The 21308-nt window shown below is 45.7% G+C and carries 26 protein-coding genes and 1 riboswitch; of the genes, 2 read left to right on the forward strand and 24 right to left on the reverse strand.

From position 1 onward, the window contains the following. Positions 1-149: 149 nt before the first annotated feature. Positions 150-380, reverse strand: coding sequence for an anti-sigma-F factor Fin (gene fin, locus J2X75_RS29110; protein WP_210110415.1), 231 nt, complete (start codon positions 378-380; stop codon positions 150-152). A 98-nt stretch (positions 381-478) separates the two neighbouring features. Beyond that, the gene (gene pth, locus J2X75_RS29115; RefSeq protein WP_036606126.1) at positions 479-1039 is read right to left on the reverse strand and encodes an aminoacyl-tRNA hydrolase; all 561 of its coding nucleotides are present in this window, start codon (positions 1037-1039) and stop codon (positions 479-481) included. A gap of 139 nt (positions 1040-1178) precedes the next feature. On the opposite strand from pth, the gene J2X75_RS29120 reads away from it, so the two are divergent. Next, on the forward strand, positions 1179-1379 hold the full coding sequence (locus tag J2X75_RS29120; protein WP_024633712.1) for a hypothetical protein: 201 nt from the start codon (positions 1179-1181) through the stop codon (positions 1377-1379). A gap of 195 nt (positions 1380-1574) precedes the next feature. On the opposite strand, the gene J2X75_RS29125 is transcribed toward J2X75_RS29120, so the two are convergent. The 14 genes from J2X75_RS29125 to J2X75_RS29190 form a co-directional block, all read right to left on the reverse strand. Further along, positions 1575-2528 carry a ribose-phosphate diphosphokinase gene (locus J2X75_RS29125; protein WP_017691370.1) on the reverse strand — a complete coding sequence of 318 codons (954 nt, stop codon included), beginning with the start codon at positions 2526-2528 and terminating at the stop codon, positions 1575-1577. A gap of 101 nt (positions 2529-2629) precedes the next feature. Beyond that, complete coding sequence (gene glmU, locus J2X75_RS29130) at positions 2630-4021, reverse strand: bifunctional UDP-N-acetylglucosamine diphosphorylase/glucosamine-1-phosphate N-acetyltransferase GlmU (protein WP_260633062.1); 1392 nt, start codon at positions 4019-4021, stop codon at positions 2630-2632. Positions 4022-4098: 77 nt separating this feature from the next. After that, a complete protein-coding gene (locus J2X75_RS29135; protein WP_124118801.1) occupies positions 4099-4293 on the reverse strand; it encodes a hypothetical protein in 195 nt (64 codons plus the stop codon). Positions 4294-4376: 83 nt separating this feature from the next. Further along, complete coding sequence (gene spoVG / locus J2X75_RS29140) at positions 4377-4661, reverse strand: septation regulator SpoVG (RefSeq protein ID WP_017691372.1); 285 nt, start codon at positions 4659-4661, stop codon at positions 4377-4379. Between the two features lie 188 nt (positions 4662-4849). Beyond that, positions 4850-5677, reverse strand: a complete 828-nt coding sequence (gene purR, locus J2X75_RS29145) for a pur operon repressor (RefSeq protein WP_017691373.1) — start codon at positions 5675-5677, stop codon at positions 4850-4852. A gap of 97 nt (positions 5678-5774) precedes the next feature. Next, complete coding sequence (gene ispE / locus J2X75_RS29150; RefSeq protein WP_036606140.1) at positions 5775-6629, reverse strand: 4-(cytidine 5'-diphospho)-2-C-methyl-D-erythritol kinase; 855 nt, start codon at positions 6627-6629, stop codon at positions 5775-5777. A gap of 149 nt (positions 6630-6778) precedes the next feature. Beyond that, positions 6779-6955 carry a small, acid-soluble spore protein, alpha/beta type gene (locus J2X75_RS29155; protein WP_310343024.1) on the reverse strand — a complete coding sequence of 59 codons (177 nt, stop codon included), beginning with the start codon at positions 6953-6955 and terminating at the stop codon, positions 6779-6781. A gap of 250 nt (positions 6956-7205) precedes the next feature. Further along, positions 7206-7481, reverse strand: a complete 276-nt coding sequence (gene veg / locus J2X75_RS29160; protein ID WP_017691376.1) for a biofilm formation stimulator Veg — start codon at positions 7479-7481, stop codon at positions 7206-7208. A 153-nt stretch (positions 7482-7634) separates the two neighbouring features. Beyond that, entirely contained in the window at positions 7635-8531 is an 897-nt protein-coding gene (yabG, locus tag J2X75_RS29165) for a sporulation peptidase YabG (protein ID WP_091018332.1), read from the reverse strand. A 59-nt stretch (positions 8532-8590) separates the two neighbouring features. Then, positions 8591-9493 (reverse strand): 16S rRNA (adenine(1518)-N(6)/adenine(1519)-N(6))-dimethyltransferase RsmA, encoded by a 903-nt coding sequence (rsmA, locus tag J2X75_RS29170; protein ID WP_310343029.1) that lies wholly within the window; start codon positions 9491-9493, stop codon positions 8591-8593. 4 nt (positions 9494-9497) lie between these two features. Beyond that, a complete protein-coding gene (rnmV, locus tag J2X75_RS29175; RefSeq protein ID WP_017691379.1) occupies positions 9498-10043 on the reverse strand; it encodes a ribonuclease M5 in 546 nt (181 codons plus the stop codon). A gap of 155 nt (positions 10044-10198) precedes the next feature. Then, positions 10199-11383, reverse strand: coding sequence for a resuscitation-promoting factor (locus J2X75_RS29180; RefSeq protein WP_124118798.1), 1185 nt, complete (start codon positions 11381-11383; stop codon positions 10199-10201). A gap of 273 nt (positions 11384-11656) precedes the next feature. Further along, a riboswitch (cyclic di-AMP (ydaO/yuaA leader) is annotated at positions 11657-11910 on the reverse strand. Positions 11911-12151: 241 nt separating this feature from the next. Continuing rightward, a complete protein-coding gene (locus J2X75_RS29185) occupies positions 12152-12922 on the reverse strand; it encodes a TatD family hydrolase (protein WP_190945000.1) in 771 nt (256 codons plus the stop codon). A gap of 332 nt (positions 12923-13254) precedes the next feature. Beyond that, the gene (locus tag J2X75_RS29190; protein WP_310343037.1) at positions 13255-14532 is read right to left on the reverse strand and encodes an HD domain-containing protein; all 1278 of its coding nucleotides are present in this window, start codon (positions 14530-14532) and stop codon (positions 13255-13257) included. Positions 14533-14849: 317 nt separating this feature from the next. On the opposite strand from J2X75_RS29190, the gene J2X75_RS29195 reads away from it, so the two are divergent. Next, positions 14850-15104, forward strand: coding sequence for an AbrB/MazE/SpoVT family DNA-binding domain-containing protein (locus J2X75_RS29195; protein WP_024633700.1), 255 nt, complete (start codon positions 14850-14852; stop codon positions 15102-15104). Between the two features lie 229 nt (positions 15105-15333). Here J2X75_RS29195 and rsmI read toward each other — a convergent pair whose 3' ends face one another. The 8 genes from rsmI to tmk all read right to left on the reverse strand — a co-directional run bounded on the left by rsmI (position 15334) and on the right by tmk (position 21215). Further along, positions 15334-16218: a 16S rRNA (cytidine(1402)-2'-O)-methyltransferase gene (rsmI, locus tag J2X75_RS29200; RefSeq protein WP_307540904.1), complete on the reverse strand. Its 885-nt coding sequence runs from the start codon at positions 16216-16218 to the stop codon at positions 15334-15336. After that, complete coding sequence (locus J2X75_RS29205; RefSeq protein ID WP_310343041.1) at positions 16219-16998, reverse strand: tRNA1(Val) (adenine(37)-N6)-methyltransferase; 780 nt, start codon at positions 16996-16998, stop codon at positions 16219-16221. Positions 16999-17093: 95 nt separating this feature from the next. Continuing rightward, the gene (gene yabA, locus J2X75_RS29210; RefSeq protein WP_017691386.1) at positions 17094-17462 is read right to left on the reverse strand and encodes a DNA replication initiation control protein YabA; all 369 of its coding nucleotides are present in this window, start codon (positions 17460-17462) and stop codon (positions 17094-17096) included. Between the two features lie 28 nt (positions 17463-17490). Then, positions 17491-18291 carry a PSP1 domain-containing protein gene (locus J2X75_RS29215; protein ID WP_053778939.1) on the reverse strand — a complete coding sequence of 267 codons (801 nt, stop codon included), beginning with the start codon at positions 18289-18291 and terminating at the stop codon, positions 17491-17493. A gap of 117 nt (positions 18292-18408) precedes the next feature. Then, positions 18409-19380, reverse strand: coding sequence for a DNA polymerase III subunit delta' (gene holB / locus J2X75_RS29220; RefSeq protein ID WP_076216771.1), 972 nt, complete (start codon positions 19378-19380; stop codon positions 18409-18411). A 9-nt stretch (positions 19381-19389) separates the two neighbouring features. Continuing rightward, positions 19390-19833, reverse strand: coding sequence for a YaaR family protein (locus tag J2X75_RS29225; RefSeq protein WP_017691389.1), 444 nt, complete (start codon positions 19831-19833; stop codon positions 19390-19392). Between the two features lie 343 nt (positions 19834-20176). Beyond that, the gene (locus tag J2X75_RS29230; protein ID WP_017691391.1) at positions 20177-20506 is read right to left on the reverse strand and encodes a cyclic-di-AMP receptor; all 330 of its coding nucleotides are present in this window, start codon (positions 20504-20506) and stop codon (positions 20177-20179) included. A 61-nt stretch (positions 20507-20567) separates the two neighbouring features. Continuing rightward, positions 20568-21215, reverse strand: a complete 648-nt coding sequence (tmk, locus tag J2X75_RS29235) for a dTMP kinase (RefSeq protein WP_150364164.1) — start codon at positions 21213-21215, stop codon at positions 20568-20570. Positions 21216-21308: the final 93 nt, after the last annotated feature.

Genomic DNA, 21308 nt, shown 5'->3' on the forward strand with positions numbered 1-21308 from the left:
ATCTGTTGATGCGGCTGAGCCTGATTTCGAGATAGCGATGGCTTTCATGCCAACTGAAAAGAAGCCTCAGCAGGCTGCCAAGGCTATAAAAGGTGGAGCGTTATTACGCAACCGCCCTCAACTGTCATTCGATCCTGTACAGGCGATGTCTATTGAAGCGGACTCGCGAGCAGGCTAAGCTCCGGATTGTGCTCCAGGGCTTCCTTACAGTAATCACATGTAATCCGAACGGTAATGTCACCACCGGAATTATACGCTATTATATCCCTCCGCTCGTCGGGGGTCAAGAAATGAAAGCCGAGCTCTACTTCCGTTATCTGGGCAGAATCGATTCGTCCAATAAAGGTACGGCAATGCCTACATACGTAATTCACTGACATGTTTATGCCTCCTGAACATGGTTTATACATCCAGTATGTCCAGTATGGCTGAATCGAACCCGTCTTTTATGATCATTTTACCAGTATGTCTAACAAAATTAACCGTTAAACTTCGCCATTGTTTGTTCAAACGTGTGAGTCAAGCTATGCTCCAGAGCATCACATGTTTGCTCAATGGTCTGATCAAGGGCTTCTTTTTCTTTCTTCATGAATGTCGACAGTACATAATCAACAATGGCATGTCCTGGTTCAGGTCGGGATATTCCCATGCGCACCCGGTTAAACTGCTGTGTACCGGTATGCTGAATAATGGACTTGATTCCATTATGTCCGCCTGCACTACCTTGGTAACGCAATCTGACTTTGCCAATCTCTGTATCCATGTCGTCGTACACAACAATCAGATCTTCAAGACTAACTTTATAAAAATCCATATATGCTCGAACCGATTCACCAGACAAGTTCATATAGGTCATTGGTTTGATCAATACAGTTTTCACGCCGCCAATATTGCCTTCTCCAATCAGCGCTTTACATTTATTCTGTGTAATGGAGATATTATGACGATCAGCCAACCGATCCAGTGCCATAAAACCGATATTATGACGGGTTTTGGCATAGTTCGAGCCTGGATTTCCAAGTCCGACAATCCACTTCATCTTGTTCCCTCCTTCGGATTAGCCTGAGGTGAGGCATAGACTTCGAATCTTATATTTCATATAATATCAGGAAAGTAAAGATCGATTTACTGTAGTATTTACAGTTCATATTTTATCGACCCAGGAAGGTGAGCGGGTTTTGCGCGAAGACAATGGACAACTGACTCAACATAGCGATTTTATCTATCATCTCGAATATCACGTACCTGTACAGGTATACGACCGCGACACCCATATTGAGATTGGTCTAATCACACGTTTCGATAATCAATTCGTCGAAATTGCCGACACGCTTTTTCATCGGCGTCGTTTCCGATTTATCTCCCGCCCCGGGTATTAACCATATAAGATGAACGAACCATTTTACACTGGATCACTGCGCGTGCAGAAACATCTTCCGGTGTAAATTAGTAGTTCAAACTTATATGGACTGACCAGCGTCTGTTTCACTTTTAATAAAACGGCACGCCGACAGGGGTTACATTTTCCATTGAACCGGAAAACGTAACCCCTCTACTACTTTATGCAGACATCCTTATTCAATTTCAAACAGCTTGCTGATTGACAATTCCTCATGAACCCGGATAATCGCTTCTCCGAGCAAAGGCGCTACAGACAACACTTTGAGTTTGCTTGTCGGATTAGCATGCGTAATTGGAATGGTATCCGTTACGATGACTTCCTTCAATGGTGCATTCTCCAAACGTTCCATCGCAGGTCCGGACAATACCGGGTGAGTACAGCACGCGTATACTTCTTTTACGCCGCCTTCCATCAGAGCATTCGCTCCCAGTACAATCGTTCCCGCCGTGTCAATAATGTCATCGATCAGGATGGCTGTTTTACCCTCGATGTTACCGATAATGTTCATCACTTCGCTCACATTTGGCTCAGGACGACGTTTATCGATAATCGCCAGGGGTGCATTCAGGAAATCAGCCAGTTTACGTGCGCGCACTACGCCACCGTGGTCAGGCGACACGACAACTGGATTTTCGATCTGTTTCGACCGGAAATATTGAGCCAGAATTGGCACGCCGAGCAAATGGTCAACCGGAATGTCGAAGAATCCCTGAATTTGCATTGCATGCAAGTCCATCGCGATGACACGGGTTGCACCCGCTTTTTCAATCAGGTTAGCAACCAGTTTCGCTGTAATCGGGTCACGCGAACGTGCCTTGCGATCCTGTCTTGCATAGCCATAGTAAGGAATAACGACGTTAATCGTCTTGGCAGATGCCCGTTTGAGTGCATCAATCATAACGAGCATTTCCATCAGGTTATCATTAACCGGCAAGCAAGTGGACTGCACGATATAAACGTGACAACCCCGAACACTCTCGGAGAGTTTCACTTGAATCTCGCCATCACTAAAGCTGGTTGTGTGAGATTCACCCATAGGGATCCCGATATAATCAGCAATTTGATGGGCAAGCTTGGGGTTAGAATTGCAAGTAAATATTTTTAATTTCGAATCAAAATAAGTCATAAAATAAAAACCCTCCGTGCTGGTTCATTGGAATCAATAAGCGTCTGCGACATGTCGGCACCTCCCCGATCTTCGGGAGGCAATCTTGTTATCAAAACCCCTTATTGGGGTTTGGCATTTTGTTTCTTGGCTTTGGCACGTCCGCGAATCTTCTCCGCATAACCAGGTTTATTCTCCTGACGTGGACGAGCAATGGCCAGATCATTCTCGGGAACGGAATGGGTAACGGTGGAACCAGCAACCACATAAGCGCCTTTTCCTACCGTAATCGGTGCAATCAGATTGACGTTGCTGCCTACAAAAGCATCATCTTCAATCGTTGTCACAGCTTTATTATAACCATCATAATTGACAGTTATTGCCCCGCATCCAACATTTACGTTTTTCCCTACTTTGGCATCTCCAATATAGCTGAGATGAGATACTTTGGAACCTTCATCAATTGTAGCATTTTTCACTTCAACAAAGTCACCAATTTTTACGTTGCGACCCAGTTTGGTCCCTGGACGCAAATTAGCAAATGGACCTACCGTTGCATCAGAACCAACCTCGGCATTGGATACTACCGAATGTTTAATTGTAACTCCGTCCTGAATAACGCTGTCTTCCACATCTGCCTGAGGACCAATATGACATGCTTCACCGATGGAAGTTGTGCCTTTGAGGATCGTCCCCGGATACAAAACTGTATCTGATCCAATCGTAACATCCGCTCCGATATATGTCGATGACGGATCAATGATTGTCACACCGTTCAACATATGGCGTACGGCAAGACGTTCACGCATGAAGGCTTCGGCTTGCGAAAGTGCAAGTCGGTCGTTAACCCCGATGGATTCTGCGATGTCATCCGACATGTAAGCTTCAACCACTTCTCCATCATTGCGGAAAATGCCAACCACGTCTGTGAGATAATACTCTCCCTGAGCGTTCTGGTTCGTCACTTTTTCCAGGGCAGCGAACAATTTTGCATTATCGAAACAGTATGTGCCCGTGTTAATCTCATTCACAGCATCTTCCTGCTCTGTGCAATCCTTTTGTTCCACAATCCGTTGTACAGATCCATCTTCTCCGCGAATAACGCGGCCATAACCTTTGGGATTGTCCAACTGAGCCGTAAGAACTGTCGCTGCTGCTCCGCTGCTCTCATGCAACTTCATCAGACCTTCCAACGTCTCACTGGTCACAAGCGGTGTATCTCCACAGACCACAATTGTAGAACCTGTCTCTCCGCCAAGCAAAGATTTAACCTGCTTCACTGCATGACCTGTACCCAGTTGTTCCGCCTGGAGTGCATACTCCGCTCTGGAACCCAAAAATGACTGCACCGCTTCGGCACCATGACCGACTACAACTACACTGCGTTCAACGCCTGCGCTGAGTGCTGCATCCAGCACATGTCCAACCATAGGTTTACCGCATACGGGATGCAGTACTTTGTACAATTTTGATTTCATTCGTTTGCCTTGCCCTGCGGCAAGAACGATTGCCATTCGTTTCAAAATTAACGACCTCCTGTTCTGAAAATCCCATTGAAATGCATTGCTGATCTATATCCAATGAGTATCGTTCAGCCGGCTTCAAGCCGGTCCTGTTCATCGCCTGCTGTCTCTGTAATCACACGTAACAACGCGGACACCAACGAATCGTGACCTATATGTATACGCCGTGTACCTGCGAGCTTAACCGAATCCCAATGATTCCTAAGATGCCGCCCTGCCACCAAGCGCACGATGCGCTTTTTGTTCTCTGCTAATAAACTCAATACTGAATATATCTTATTCCGGTCAAAAAGAAAAGAGAGCCATAAGACATGGCTCTCTTTTCCTTCGAACCCCAATAATGTTCTCAGGCACCTTCTTCAATGACTTCTTCCTCAGTTGCCGCACGATCGTATTCAGTCAAAACTGCTGCCTGAATCTTCTCACGCGTACCGGAAGAGATCGGGTGGGCGATATCACGGAACTCTCCATCAGGAGTACGCTTGCTCGGCATAGCAACAAACATTCCGTTGTTACCATCAATGACACGAATGTCATGAACGACGAATTCGTTATCGATGGTAATGGATGCGATAGCCTTCATTCTCCCCTCCGAGTTAACACGGCGGAGTCTGACATCCGTAATTTGCATGTGTGTGTTCACCACCTTTTTCCATCAGAACTTGGTGTATAATTCCACACAGCATATACGAACTCCTTCTTTTTATAACCACAAAAATTTCCTAATTTCAGGAATTTTTTTATTTAATACACAATTCGACAACGTTCATGCCAGGTCGATGGAAAAGACCTTTTAACGACATAACATTCGTCATCTTTCTACAGGTCAAAATAGTTACCAGGCTTGACGGAAATCTGTCTGCTCTTGGCATCAACCGCTGTAAGTTTCGCCAGAGATACGTAATCTGTTAGCAGACGTTCTTCTGAATCTACAGAACCAGATTCCACCAGTACCCCTACCCCCGCAACTGTAGCATTAAACTCGGCCAAAAGATCGATCATTCCTTGCACCGTACCCCCGGCCTTCATGAAGTCATCCACAATAAGTACTCTGGAATGCTCACGCATCGCCCTACGAGACAGGGACATGGTATGCAGACTTTTATGGGACCCGGATACATAATTGATACTTACGGCCGATCCTTCTGTAGCCTGATGGTCCCTGCGTACGAGCACGACAGGCAGGTTGAGCTGGGCTCCGGTCGCATAAGCCAGTGGAATTCCTTTGGTTTCTACCGTCATAACCACATCAATATTCATATTGCCAAAGGCCGTTGCAAAAATCTTGCCGGCTTCATTCATCAATGCGGGCTGACCAAGCAAATCGGACATGTACAGGTATTCTCCAGGCAAGATCCGATCAGGTTGCGCGAGCTGGGTCGAGAGCCGCTCCGCAAATGCCAGTGCCAGTTCTCGGGATACCTTCGGAATCCATCTTACTCCCCCGGCTGCTCCAGCCAGTGTATGCAGTTCTCCTGACCCACCTTCTTCGAACACTTCCTTGATAATAGCCAAATCTTCACTAATTGAAGACTTTGCGGCACCATAACGTTCGGCAAAAGTGGTCAACGGAATAACCGTATGCGGTCTGGACAATAAGTATTGCGTCATTTCAACCAGCCTTGCGCTTCGTTTTAACTTCTTCACAGAGATCCATCCTCACGATCACGGAAACATCCAAATCCGAATAATTATTTAAAAATATACCACCTTTATACGTGTTTGTACATTATAAAAGCGAATTTCACGTCAACATACGTACAGCGTACACTTCTTTACAGAAACCACGCAGACCATTGTATATCCGGGCAACCTTTGATTCTTTGGAGACCAGACCAAATACCGTTGGACCGCTACCGGACATTAACACGCCGTCTGCACCCAATCGAATCATGGCATCCTTCAGATGCTGAACTTCCGGATACAGTTTCAACGTTACATCTTCAAGTACATTGCCCATTTGGTTACATACTTCCGTAAATGATTGGTTACGAATAGCCTGCTCCATTTTAGCCGCACTCGGATGACGAACAATCTTGTCACTGCGGAACCGTCCGTACACATCGGCTGTAGACACATTGATCGGAGGTTTGGCCAGAATCACCCAGCATTGCGGCGGATTAGGAATGGGAGTTAACTTCTCACCACGGCCTGTAGCAAGTGCAGTCCCTCCTGTGATACAGAATGGAACATCCGACCCAAGTTCAGCTCCAAGCTCCTGCAGTTCGTGATCCGGTATATTCAACCGCCACAGACGGTTCAATCCACGCAGCGCTGCTGCTGCATCACTGCTGCCCCCGGCAAGTCCGGCTGCAACAGGAATCTTTTTATCCAGATGAATATGGACGCCCGTACGCACGTTATAGCGCTCCTTAATGAGTCTGGCTGCCTGGAAAGCCAGATTCTTCTCGTCCAGCGGAATATAACCCGCCTGACTGGAGATGAAAATGGTATCTCGCGGCAGCTCCGACATTTCCAGCCGATCAGCCAGATCGACCATGGTCATGATCATTTCAACTTCATGGAATCCATCGCTTCTTTTATGTAAAACGTCCAGCATCAAATTAATTTTAGCAGGCGCTTTTTCGTAAATTTTCAAGGCGTTCACCCGTCCTCACCTTTTCCCTAAGACAACTTAACATATTATATCAAAATGGGGCTGTCAAGTCATTTCTATTCCGCATCTAAGGGGAAAAAGCGGGGTTGTTCCTGACGGATTTCCCCGCTTTTCAGTCTGCTTGAACCGGATTAAGATTTGCGGGCAGCCTGCTCAGCAAGTTGAATGGCTCTTTTCACCATGTTTCCTGCATCCTTGGCTTTGATTCCACCCCAGCCTTCCTTTTGGACCGTATCATAGAAGCCAAGATCTTTCGCAAGCTCATTCTTCAGATCCTCTGACATGACACTTCTTCTTCTGCGACTCATGAACCATCCTCCTCCAAAGTATCCTTCATAATGTGATGAGTTCGTTCACGTTTTGGACATCTTGTCATCAGGCTATATTCAGTTTCCTGCATTGCTTTAAGAAACTGTCCCTTCACCTGTCCATATAGTATGCCGCGACCGTTCCTCGCTCATTCCTGAGTATGTATGGGTTACGTTAGAGGACGAATTGGTGTTTAAAAAAACAAAAAAGCGATCCGCCTTGTGGGGCGAATCGCCTGTAAATCGATACTTACGTCTCCATATAGGAGCTATGCGTCTGGCTGCCCGGGTCATAAACCATGACTTCCACCGACTCCGTAAGTATATCCGCATAACTATAAGATACTCGCTTGAAGGTTTCTTGCTCCTCATCAAGCTTAACAATAAAAACAGAAGGGTACGTTTCTTCCAATACACCCGTACGCTCAATGGTCTTACGGCGGCCACCATTAGCCCGCAACATAATTTTCTGACCAATATGTGCATCGAGATTGCGTTTGATATCCAACAGCGTGTTTTTAGCCATTGTCGACGACCACCTCTTTTCTTGTCCATTATACCGGATTTTACAGTCATTGTCAAATCAAAACTAATTATTATATCAGCATCAAAAAGTTGTTGTCAATGAATTTTTTTGCAAACAAAAAAAGCCCCAAATTGGGACTTTAAATGGCCTACATCAGACTGCCGACGGGTTCACTTTTAACGTAGATAAATCATTCAGCCCAGGCAGACCTACCCGGTAACTCCCCCGTGTCTCGACACCACCCACACCCTGGCTACCACTGATGGTATTGTGCAGAACATCACTCATATTGACCGTATCACGCACAGATGTGAAGGAGGCCTTGGCTGCCACATAGACCGGGTCAAGTGCATGAATGAGAATTCTGCCTGGAGAACTGGCAAAGTTCGCTCCAGCGCGCAGCAGTGCCTCAAAATGGGACTGACAGGCCCCTGCCACAATAGTGAGTGCGTCCAGATGGCGTTCATATTGTCTGGCCACCTGAATGGCCGACACAAAATTTTGCGAGTTCTTGTAGCTACCAAGACTATATAAGTCATAGGGCTGACGTGTCTTTAGCACCCCATCATGACCCGTAATAACTACGATATCCGGACGTACTTTGGGTAATAAGCGGTATAAGGTATCTGCCATTGCCGATTCATGGACATATTGTCCCTCTGCGGGCACACGAAGTTGCTCATAGAGATCCATACTTTTTTTCAAATAGTTCGGATCTCCATCCAGATGAAGCACCTTTCCAGGCATTTCAAAATAAGCCGGTTCCTGCTGAGCAGACCAATCCTGTACCAGACCTTCACGATTCCGCTCAGCCTGTTCCATACGATTCTGCTGCAGGCGAGACAGGGTCTGATGTGCTTTAACATGCGCCTGTCTGGTCTTGGCGCTTTGCGGTTCATAGGGAACCTGTATCAAATCGTCCACTGGGGAATCGGCAAGCAGCCGGAACTCAGTCCCTTTAATGACCGCAGCATCCAACTGGAGGCCTTCCACCCGAAAAGTCACATCGCCACCGTATGACTTCCGAACGACCAAGTCTCCGATATTCATCAACGTAATCACCTCTACCCCATCGTATGGGCAAAGACCCGGTTTGGTTCATTCAAATTTTACAGCGCTGCACGTACCCCTGCTTCCCACATTACGGTGCTGAGTGTAGCGTACTCCTGCAGACTCAATGTCTCTCCGCGTCGGGACGGTTGAATACCTGCCTGCTCCAGCAGAATGTCTGCCTGTTCCCGGTTCTCCTTTGTGAAGAAGCGTGCCTTCAAGTTGTTTGAGATTGTTTTTCTCCGCTGGGCAAAAGAAGCCTGTACCACTTCGAAGTAGTGTGCTTCATCCGGAATCTCCACTGGCGGTTGCTCACGCACTTTCAGCTTAATAACAGCTGATTCCACATTAGGTTGCGGAATGAAGACTGTAGGAGGCACAATACACACAAGCTCCGGCATACTGTAGTACTGAACTGCGATGCTCAGACTGCCGTAGTCTTTTGATCCTGGTGCAGCAGCCATGCGTTCAGCCACTTCTTTTTGGATCATGACAACAATGCTGTCTACCGGCAGCTTCTCTTCCAACAGTTTCATCATGATTGGAGTCGTTACATAATAAGGCAGGTTAGCCACGACACTGACTTTGTCCACGGATGCAAAATCCGTATTAAACAACTCAGCCAGATCAAGCTTCAGCACGTCCCCATGATGAACACGTACATTCGAATAAGGCTGCATCACTTCTCCCAGGATGGGGATCAAGCGCTGATCAATCTCTACGGCTGTGACAGGACCAGCTACCCGAGCGAGTCGTTCCGTAAGGGCTCCAATACCCGGACCGATCTCCAGTGCACCCTTGGACTGGTCTAAATCGGCTGCATTAACGATTTTGTTCAGTATATTTTGATCGATCAGAAAGTTCTGGCCCAGACTTTTCTTAAATGAGAATCCGTGTCTTTGAATAATTTCTTTGGTTCGCTTGGGCGTTGCAATTTCTATCGTCTCTTCCATGTCCTTCATATGCTCACAATCCTTCACGTTCAATTTGCGCTAATGCTGTAGAGAACTCTTCCCGTGTAATCTGAAATACACTGAGACGTTTGTGAAACTGCTTCCCGTTACAATATCCGATGCCCAGCAGATTGCCCATCTCCATGCGACGTGCAGCAGCCTGCGGATGCACAATAAGTCCTGCCGCGATCAGGTCCTCCCAATCGATCAGGCTCGGAGCACCTTCGTATGAAGTATGTACACGCGCCAGAGCATGACGGATCGCCTCTGGTGAGGCATTCTCCACTCCAATGTCTCCTTTGCGCGTCGCATCGGCTTCCGGAATGAAGGCATGTTTGCAGCCAGGGACCTTATTCGCAATAATTTTACGAATGCGTTCGCCAGCATGATCCGGATCTGTCAGTACAATGACTCCCCGTCTCTCCTGAGCAAGCGCAATCCGCTTCAGAATGCGTTGGTTGATGGCTGATCCACCTGTTTCTATTGTATCGGCTTCAACGGCACGACGGATGGCTACCGTATCGTCACGGCCTTCCACCACAATGACTTCTTTTATCATGTTCCATTTCTTCCTTTCTAACGCAAAAAGAAGAGGAATATCCTCTTCTCTGCCAAACGGCGGGGGAGACTGAATTCAGACTCCTCCGCCGCATATTCCGCATGAATCATTCATGCAACTATTTTATAGCATTCCCATTTCAAAGTAAAACGATTTTAGTTCGCTTCCGGCTTCACCGGACCGATCACGTAGACCGTCTTGCCTTTCTTACGTCCAAAATTCAGGGCATGCTTCACACTGTCATAATACACATCAATTTTGTTGCCTTTAATGGCACCGCCTGTATCTTCCGCACGACGGAATCCCAGACCTTCGATATATACCCACCAGCCAATTGGAATGACTTTGGGATCAACCGCAATGGTGCGTCCTTCCGTTACACGAGTACCGGAAGCTGTTTTAGTTCCAATGCCAGGCTCTTCGGAAGAGTAGGCAGTCATGGATACATTTTTAAGTACTTTGGAGTATTTAAAAGAAGTCCCGGATACGGTAATTACTTTGCTGCCCGAGGCAGATGTTTTCTTCGAGTTCGTTGTTGTAGCCTTTTTGGTTGTTGAAGTTTGAGCCGATACGGTCTGAATCTCTGGTTCTTTCACGACCGGTTTTGCTTTGGTGCCGACAGCAATCACTTTATCTACACGATTATTCGCGACAGATTTGCCGACCATTTTTTTGGAGACCAATTCCCCATCCTGAAATACCTTTTCGATGTGCTGTACAAGTTTGCCTTCCTTGCCGTTCACAACGACACGGTTATCCCCTTTGTACAAGCTAGGGTCAGCCGTTTTAATTACTTTGTAAGCGATCGGATGTTCTACATCCACTGTACGCTTTGTTACGCGCACTACACGAATCTTCATATCCGCTTTGATCGAAGTTCCAAGCGCCGGATACACTTTATCATTACTTTCAACTTGAATACCTGATTTTTGAATTGCATCTTCTACCGATGAATCGGTTGTATACAGAGTCTTGGTGTCTCCGTCTGCCGTAATGTTGACTGGAACGGCCCGCTCAATAACGATTCGGTCTCCATCTGTAATCGCCCCGTTCATGGACATGGATACCTTATCGTGAGGGCTGACTGTGATCGACTGCTCCTCCAGCATTTCCTGAAGCATTCCTGTACGAGTCTCTACCACCTGAGCTTTGCCATCAATAACCAGTGAAATTTGTTTCCCGGCCTGACCGTAAACGACTAACAAGATCATGATTGTAAGCGCAATTGAGAAAATCGCGATCAATGCCATTTGACGCATGTTCTCATGCTTCCACCGCAACGCGAAAGACTTACTGGATGATCGTGACTCATGGGTCTCTTCTGGTTGGAATGTGCCCACTTCTCCGTCCTCCTTCATAGCCTCGCCGTCTAAAGTAATGCATGATGTCTTTGACGTGACTATACCAAATTTTCTACAGAACACAGATTGGACCAACATAATCCGGTTCTGCACCATGAATCAATCTTCGCAACATGATGTCATCCTCCTGAATACCTACCGTATGATGACAATATTTCTTTTATTCAAAAACAAAAAAGCCAAAGAAAGAGTGTAAGAGGAACTCTTTCGTGGCTTCCGAATGATTTTGAATATCGGAAATTCATGCACGAGGTTGCCTCTCTTTTTCCGCTTGCGAGGTTAGCTGTCGGGTTCGGGCGAAAGAGAGCCGCCCTATCTTAGGTCACCCGCTCATGGCGGACGCCCTTGAATTCACCCCGAGACCCAAAGAAGAAATCAAATACGGCTTCGCAGTTCCCTTCGCTGCTTTTGGGTCAGCGAACGTTGCGCATCGGCCAAATACACCGATGTTTAAGCCCTATTGGTTCCCCCGCTCTCCGTTAACGGAGACTCAGCGAGACTGATTCATGAAAGTAATGTTGTTTCATCGGAAAGTGTCCCTTTGTTCATCCCCCGAACATCTGTCCAATTTTCCGCACAACAATTCACTGAAAAGATGATATCCTGTTTTGATGCATGTTGTAAAGCGTTGATCAAGTACGTTTTTCTGAATATTTGGTTAAAATATTGTAATATTCTTGATTTATTTGGATCAAAGGGCAAATTACCTCCGCTTACCTGCCTTTTTCACCTCATTTGCTCGTTTTTTTAACGAATTCCAAATCGTTCCATGGCATTTTTGGTTGTTATTGCAGCAATTTCCTCCACCGAAATGCCTTTAATTTCCGCTGCTGCCTCTGCAACCAGACGTACATGCGCTGTCTCATTTCGCTTCCCACGATAAGGGTGAGGTGTCAAATATGGAGCATCTGTTTCAATGAAAAACCGGTCCATAGGAACCTTCGCCAGCACCTCTTTGGGCTGCTTTGCATTTTTGAATGTGATCGGTCCTCCGAAAGAGAGATGGAAGCCCATATCTAGACAACTTTTCGCTGTTTCCCAGCTGCCCGAGAACGAGTGCATTACACCACCAACCTCACCCGCCTTCTCTTCACGCAAAATTCTTATGATATCCTCATGTGCATCCCGATTATGGATGACAATCGGCATGTTCACTTCACGCGCCAAAGCAATTTGTTGTCGTAATACGCGATGCTGTATTTCTTTTGGTGATGTATCCCAATGATAATCCAATCCAATCTCACCGATCGCAACCACTTTTTCATGTTTGCATAAAGATGCAATCCACTCCAAATCGCCCTCCTGCATTGTGATCGCATCTACGGGATGCCACCCTACAGCTGCATATATAAAGTCATATGTTTCAGCGAGTTTCATTGTGGTTGGAATTGTCTCCCGGTTAAAACCAATGTTGATCATGCGACCAACTCCTGCATCCACAGCACGCTGAATCATGTCCTCGCGGTCCTCGTCGAATTGTGGTGCATCCAGATGTGTATGTGTGTCGAACAGCATCATGTCTGTATCTCCCTTCATGTCGAAATAACGACTATCTTCTTTTTCAAAATCAAATTTGTAAAATTCAATAATTCAATGACTCATACATAAAACATTTTGGGTATCTGTGTATTACATCATTACGTTTGTTTCTTCACAACTACAATATATAGAAGATATACGGATATTCTGATCTATATATTGCTAATTGTGCTCATTCTTCCTGCTTGCATTTACAAAATTATGTCGATCTACATATACGCCCCATTAAAGCAGATTACTGTATCATGAAAAATAGCTCTTTTAGAAAGTGTTTTGATATCGAAATTCTTCATCGGATTATACCCACACGATTACAAGAAATAGGGGCGTATATGTGACGGTAATTCGTGAATAATCGCATCCACCTTGTTTTGCGGGTAATACAAATGATGTTTCCCTCGGTGAAGCCCACTGATGGAACGGACAATGTCAGATACTTCTGACAACTCACGTAAATTGTCCTGTCGATCCAGAAGAAGAATCTGCTTATCTGTAGATTCATCCGGACGAAACACATCATACGGATTATCCGAGGGAAAATCAATTTCAAGATCATATTCGGGATCGAGACCAGCCTGTACAAAAGCTTCCCGAATCTCTTCCATCATTGTCAAGTCGACCTGTTCAAGCTCTACATACTTATATAACTTGCGATCCATAAAACGTTCGCATAACTCACTTAGAACAGTATCGTCCTCCTTGCGCCACTGCGTAAATGCCGTCTGAATTAAGGCTTCATCCAACTGCAAATATTCATCTACGGATAATTCTCCTGCAAATAATTGAGGGAGTGGATCAATCATGAAGCGAAATTTAAAACCATGTTGTATGAGTGTTTTTGCTCGCTTGAATATTTGCCGCAATATAATTTCAGAACTACGAGTTACCGGATGGAAGTAAATCTGCCAATACATCTGATACCGAGACATGAGGTAATCCTCCACAGCATGCATGCCTGACTCCTTGACTACAATCCGCCCATGATAAGGACGCAGCATCCGAAGGATACGATCAAGGTCAATCGTGCCGTAATTTACACCTGTAAAATAGGCATCCCTGAGCAAATAGTCCATTCGGTCTGCATCAAGCGGACTGGTCACCAAGTTCACCACAATCGGCTTTTCATACGTTTTTTGAATGACAGACGCTACTTTCTCAGGAAAATCAGGAGCATACCGTCTTAAGATCGCCCCTACTTCGGTATCACCTGTAATAATGCGACAAGTCCATTCTTCGTGATTCATGTCAAAAGCTTCCTCGATGGAGTGAGAGAATGGCCCATGCCCGAGATCATGAAGTAGAGCTGCACACAGAGCTACAATCTTTTCTTCCTTCGGCCAATCCGAATAATGACTTCTTTCAAATTGAGAAATGATCTTGCGTGTGATCTCATAAACACCTAGTGAATGTGAGAACCGACTATGCTCTGCTCCGTGAAAGGTAAGGTAAGATGTGCCCAGCTGACGAACCCGGCGTAAACGCTGAAATTCCGGGGTGTTAATTAACTGCCATATAACCGGATCTTGCACGTGGATATAATTATGTACCGGATCTTTGAATACTTTCTCTTCCGTTAAACGTTGTTCCATGTCGACTCACTCCTTTAATCTCTTTTATATTAACGCTTTGAGCTCTGCGATTCACCTAAGATTCGACACTATATGACGAACTTTGTCGAATTAAGTAGTTTTGTCGTTTTCCAAATCGACAAAGCTGACATTGAGGTTTAAATGCGAAAAACGGCTGCCAATCCCTTACCACCAGTAACCTTGTGAAAAACATCCTTAATTTTAAGCTAATTTTAAGGTTGACTGATTTGGGAATCGTTGGTATGATGGGTATCATAAAACATAAAATAATGTCGAATAATGACAATGATAGTTAGCTGAGAGGAGCACTGATTATAATGATGAAATCAACAGGTATTGTAAGAAAAGTGGACGAACTGGGACGGGTAGTTATTCCAATTGAATTGCGCCGTACGCTCGGTATTGGTGAAAAAGATGCTCTGGAAATCTACGTTGACGGCGAGCGCATCATGTTGAAAAAATACGAGCCTGCTTGTATCTTCTGTGGTAATGCAGAGAACGTTACTTACTTCAAAGGTAAAATTGTTTGTAACGAATGTATTTCCGAAATCCCTGCACCTGTGACAAAATAAGAAAAACCAGGTATACTGGACTTATCTAAATTGTTATTTCTAACCTTTTTAATATTCCTTAATGACCTTCCCGGTGTGAACCCCACCGCGGAAGGTATTTTTTTTGCCCGGAAGAGAATGAAATTTGTTTGGAATTTTTTTTGAGCCACTCTGCTCTTTTTAATATTCCACTAAGGTTGGATATAAGCTTCTTTTCAGGTTATTCAACAGAAGATATTTGGTTAGATTACTACTCGATTAATGCATTATATACATCCCGTTTCGTCAGACCGCGATCGGTAGCCGTTTTTTTCATTGCATCTTTGCGGTTATGTCCTTCACCCTCATAATGGCTGACATGATCCGCGAGTGACATGAGCTGCCACCATGCTTCGCGCTCAGCCTTACGCTCCTCTTCCTTAATGCCTTCTACCAGCAAACAGTACTCGCCAAGAGGCGGATGTTCTTCAAGCCAGTCTATACATTCCTTCACGGTGCCCCTTGCGAATTCCTCATGACGCTTGGTTAGTTCACGAGCCAGGACAATCGAGCGATCACCCAGAATTTCTTCGAGGTGGACTAATGTTTTCCGAATACGGTGAGGCGATTCATAAAATAACAAAGTCCCGTTGGATTCGTCAAAAGCCTCCAGCACTTTTCGCATATCCTTTTTCTCCCGCGGCAAAAAACCGCCGAATGTAAAACGCTCGGTCGGTAATCCGGACACGATCAGAGCAGACAACGCAGCGTTGGGTCCAGGGATGGGAATGACCGTTATTCCGGCCTCCAGTGCAAGCTGTACAAGGTCAGAACCAGGGTCCGAAATAGCTGGCAAACCAGCATCGCTGACAAGTGCCAAATTTTTTCCTTCTATTATATAGCGTATCAGTTCAGGTCCACTCGCCCCCTTATTATGCTCATGATAACTAAACAGCATCGAAGGTGTAATTTCAAAATGGGTAAGCAGCTTTCGGGTCTGACGTGTATCTTCTGCTGCAATGATGTCACAACTCTGCAATGTCTTGATGGCCCGGAAGGTCATATCCTCCAGATTACCAATGGGTGTTCCAACCAGATAGAGCTTGCCTGATCCTTCAGGCTGCTCCGCATAGCTTTTTTGAATATGCAAAGTCATCTAAAGCCCTCCTTTCGTAGTACGCTCAGCATGTTGCTGACCATAGTAAATATCCATAATCTCTTCGCAGTATTTCCCCTCCTCATTGTAGACAATGAGTGGAGGAAGCATCCTTACTTCCGGTTTGCCATCTTTCATTCCTTCAATTAACACCATGTTGGCTTCCAGATGAGCACGGGGATGTACCAACCGAATCCGTTTAGGTTCCAGCTTATATTCGCGCATGAGCGAGATAATCTCTGCAAGGCGCTGTGGACGATGAACCATCGATACTTTGCCGCCATTACGTACAAGTCGACTGCAAGCTTGTATCACTTCTTCCAGAGTACATCCGATCTCATGACGTGCCATTGCCTGATGTGTGTTCATTTTAAGATCACTGCCATTCAGAGGCATGTATGGAGGATTAACCGTTATTGCATCGTATACAGCATGTCCTGTTTCTTTCACCAGTTCTCGCAAATCACCTTCACGAATCATAATCGACTCATCCAGTGTATTTAATTGCACACTGCGACGCGCCATATCAGCCAAACGTGGTTGAATCTCGATCCCTTCCAAACTAGCCTGCGTACGCGTTGTAAGCAAAATGGGAACTACCCCGTTACCTGTACACAAATCAAGTACACGACCCCGTTTAGGTACGGAAGCAAACCGGGCTAATAATACGGCATCCATCGAAAAACTAAACACTTCATCACTTTGAATAATTCTCAGATCATGAGAGAGCAGATCATCAATCCGCTCTGACTCATGTAACACAACTTCATTTGCTTTCATATGTTACGCTCATCCTCCGGTACTCTATATCTCATGTTCGTTTAGTTTAAGTTTATAACCTTGAAAAAAAACCGTAGGGGATCCCTACGGTCACTTCATTTATTCAAAAAAGACAGGCAGAACAGACAATCGCCTTCCGTCCGCAAATGTCCATAATAGACGTTGCAGATATGGAAGCCTTCGTGATACAACCGAGCCAGATTATCATACCCTTCACCCACAACATCCTCGCCTGTAGCCGGACCTGCTGGCCTTGCTACAGGAGCGAGTGCTGAGGAGATCGGCAGATCTGCCGGAGCCTCACGTTTGAGCAGTTTGCGCAACTGCTCATTCTCGATGGTAAGCCGCTGATTATCCTCAAGCAGCTCCTTCACAATCATTTTTAACTCTCCTAAATCACCGTGCAACTGACCCAGTTGGGTTTCCATTTCATGAATGTGCGTAAACAGATTTTTCTTTTCCAAGTTTCCACCCCGAAGCAACCTTTATGGTTTACTTGATAACGACGTCATCCAGCGGAAGTTCTTTGACTTTACTGATGTCGAACAGTTGAACATGGACTGTGCGGCTACCGGCATTAATTCCGACAACTTTTCCTTCACCCAATGAGGTGACGACCAATTTGCCTACAGCTGGCAGTTCTTCTCTCACACTTTCATAGTTATCATGCTCAAATTTCAGACAGCACATGAGTCTTCCGCACAACCCTGAAATTTTCGTCGGATTCAGTGACAGGCTCTGATCTTTAGCCATCTTGATTGATACCGGCTCAAAGTCTCCCAGCCAGGAAGAACAACACAACACACGGCCGCAAGGTCCGATTCCGCCAAGCATCTTCGCTTCATCACGTACACCAATCTGTCTCAGCTCGATTCGTGTCCGGAATATGCTTGCCAGATCCTTGACCAGCTCCCGGAAATCAACTCTTCCTTCAGCTGTAAAATAAAATATAATTTTATTGCGATCAAACGTAAATTCCACATCGACCAGCTTCATTTTGAGGCCATGGTCTTTGATTTTATTTAAACAAGTACCGAATGCTTCTTTGGCTGCACGCTTGTTCTCATCAACCACACGGGCATCTGTCTCGCCCGCAACGCGGATGACTTTCTTCAGCGGCAACACCACATCGGACTCGCCCACTTCCTTCTTACCTACGACAACCTTACCGTACTCAACCCCCCGCGCTGTCTCCACGATAACGCAGTTTTCTTTCTCAATGGGAAGGTCCAGGGGATCGAAGTAATAAATTTTGCCCGCTTTTTTGAAACGGACACCCACTACACTGTACAAAAAATTAACCCCCTTGTAAGCCAACCCCACTTCGTCTGAAGCCCCGTCTTCTTAGGGAACCGGCCGAAGTTATAACCGTTTGCATATGATTGGAGCTTACTCTGCCCTCTCCCAGTCTTATGCCAAACCGATCAAAAATTGCTCCAGACAAAGCTGGCCATTGACGTTGAAACGCAATTTTTTTCTGCATGCTGCGGCCATATCCATATAGGAGACCCACTGCTCTGTGCTGCGGGTATGTGCCAACTGAGATAACATGTCTAACTGATCTATAAAAACGATATGTTCATGCCTATCGTACTGAACATACAGCATGTCCCTAAACCATAGATGGAACAAACTAAGCAACATGTCCAGATGTTCAGAGAGTCCGGTTTTAAAAAGCTTCTGCTGTGCAGAGATCAATGATGTACTTCCTCTACCCAGGGACTCCTTCCCTAATTGTAACATTACGTTTCTAATTTCTGCAAACCAATTCTGCTGGAGAATTTCTCTACATGCTTCCAATCCTGACGCTAAATGGACGGCAGAGCGAGCCAGATTGGCAGGGTGCCCTTCCTCGATCAGGGATTGCAGCATCTCTTCCGGATTCAGTGCGCTGAACGGCACCAATTGGGAGCGTGAGCGGATCGTTGGCAACATGGCCTGTCCATTATCTGTAATCAGGATGCCGACTGCTGGTACCTGCGGTTCCTCCAGAAATTTGAGCAAACTGTTTGCTGCCTGCACCGTCATTTTCTCGGCTTGTTCTATAATATATACTTTGGGATGTCCTGCCTCTGATCGGTATGAAAAAATACGCTGCAGATCCCGGATTTGATCTATTTTAATGTTGTTTCCATCTGGCGCAAGCATGGTTAGATCCGGATGGTTACCATGATCTACCTTACGGCATTCAAGACACTGCCCACAAGCGTCATCTTCAAGCTCTGTACAGAATATTGCCTTGGCAAAGGTAATTGCCGTCTTCCGTTGCCCACTACCAGCTGGACCGCTAAACAAATACGCATGGCTTATTGCATGACGTCTCAAACTGCTTTGTAACATTTGCTTGGCCGCTTGTTGACCCATAATCTGTTGAAAGGACATACTTCCTCCTCAGAAGCTTAAATTAATAAGCATCCCCCGAATTTCCCCTACTTGTTGTAATAGAGAGATTTTTCCTTCTTCTGTATCCAGCAGTTCATCAGCCATGGATAACAGAGCGGAGTCAATTTCATCAATCAGCTTATAACGCTTGCCTCTGCCACGACGATCCCAACCCCTTGTCTCTTTCATGGATACACCGCGACGAACGGTCTCTTCCAGGAACCTTTTAACAAGTTGCTTATACGCCTTCAGTTCACGAATCGTCATGGAACGTGCCAAGCGATCGCCCTGAAGCTGGATTTCACTAAACCGGCGATTCAGTTCAGCTTGTGAGGCCCGTTCCCCCTGGTGATTCATCATATCAGAGAAATTTTTGGATTGAACCGGTTTGGAACCTGAATCAGTTGAACTGATCCCGCTCTGAATCGGTCTGAATCCAGGATTGATTTTCATGGGTACGCCCGCTTTCTATCAAAGTTAGCTAATCGCCCATCAGCACAGTGCGCGTTGCGCCTGTGCGTGAGGATGAGGCTTCTATATATGCTGATCACACTCTATATAAATGGTAGATATACATCACCATTAAGGACTTGTTGTTTGTAGTCAACCTCTTTCCGAATGAGCATTCCCCAGCTAGAAAATGTTCATTCGGAAAGAGTGTGCCAATTCTTCTGATCAAGAAAGGCGGTTCCATAAGTGGCACACACGAACTTCTTTTAAATCTGCTTGCATCCATCGTTTCCAACATGCTATTGATCATGAAAGACCCTCATGGGTTCCATGCAAAACGTTTAAATTAGAAATGTTCGAAGCGATCTACCGGGAGAACAAATACAGTAGCTCCGCCTACTTGAACTTCAACAGGTAGCGGCAGGTAAGAGTCGGTTGTTCCACTCATTGGTGTGACCGGAGTCACGAGCTGTTCACGAACCTTACAGCTGCTGCGAATGACGTTCATTACGGATTCGACTTGACCATCATCGACACCGATCATAAACGTCGTGTTGCCTGCCTTCAAAAATCCGCCCGTACTGGCAAGCTTCGTTGCCCGAAAGTTTGCTTTGACCAATGCGCTGGATAATCGGTTGCTGTCTTTATCCTGTATAATCGCAACAATCAGTTTCATCCTGCATAACCTCCTTTAGAATAAGCATCTTTATCAAATGCCCTGTCTATATATTAGACAATTACTCGTCAAAATCCTTCAAAATCCCTGTCTCCAGCGACAAAATCATTGCTGCCAAGACATCCTCCTGCTTCATGGAAGCATCAATAACTCTGATTCGTTCCGGGAACTGCTCTTTTAATAGGAAGTAACCCTCTCGCACTTTACGGTGAAACTCCAGATTTTCCAGATCCAGACGGTTCACTTCACGGCCATCATGAGAATCGATCCGGGCAAGCCCCACTTCAGGCTCAATGTCCAGATATAAGGTCACATCCGGCATGAGATCACCAATCGCAAAACGATTTATGGCCCATACATTCTCTATCCCGAGTCCACGGGCGTATCCTTGATAGACCAGACTGCTATCGACAAATCGGTCACAGATGACCGCTTTTCCAGCTCTCAGCGCAGGCTCTACTTTCTCCGCCAGATGCTGGCTGCGTGCAGCTGCATACAATAGCGCTTCTGTTCGAGCATCCATTGCCGTATGAAGAGGGTCCAGAATAATTGAACGTATTTTCTCCGCAATCTCAATTCCGCCAGGCTCTCGCGTAACTACGTAAGGTATACCCCGTTCTTCAAAATAAGAACCTATTCTACCGATCATTGTTGTTTTACCGGAACCCTCTCCTCCTTCCAGCGTAATGAATTTACCTCTGCCCTGCATATGCTTCCCTGCTTTCTATGTCGATAATTGCATCTATTGCTGCTGTAATTGAATATGCTTAGACCCTCTTGCTACAAGATATGATATCCCCCG

Source organism: Paenibacillus sp. 2003 (assembly GCF_031455635.1).
In the GTDB taxonomy this organism is placed as follows: Bacteria; Bacillota; Bacilli; order Paenibacillales; family Paenibacillaceae; genus Paenibacillus; species Paenibacillus amylolyticus_B.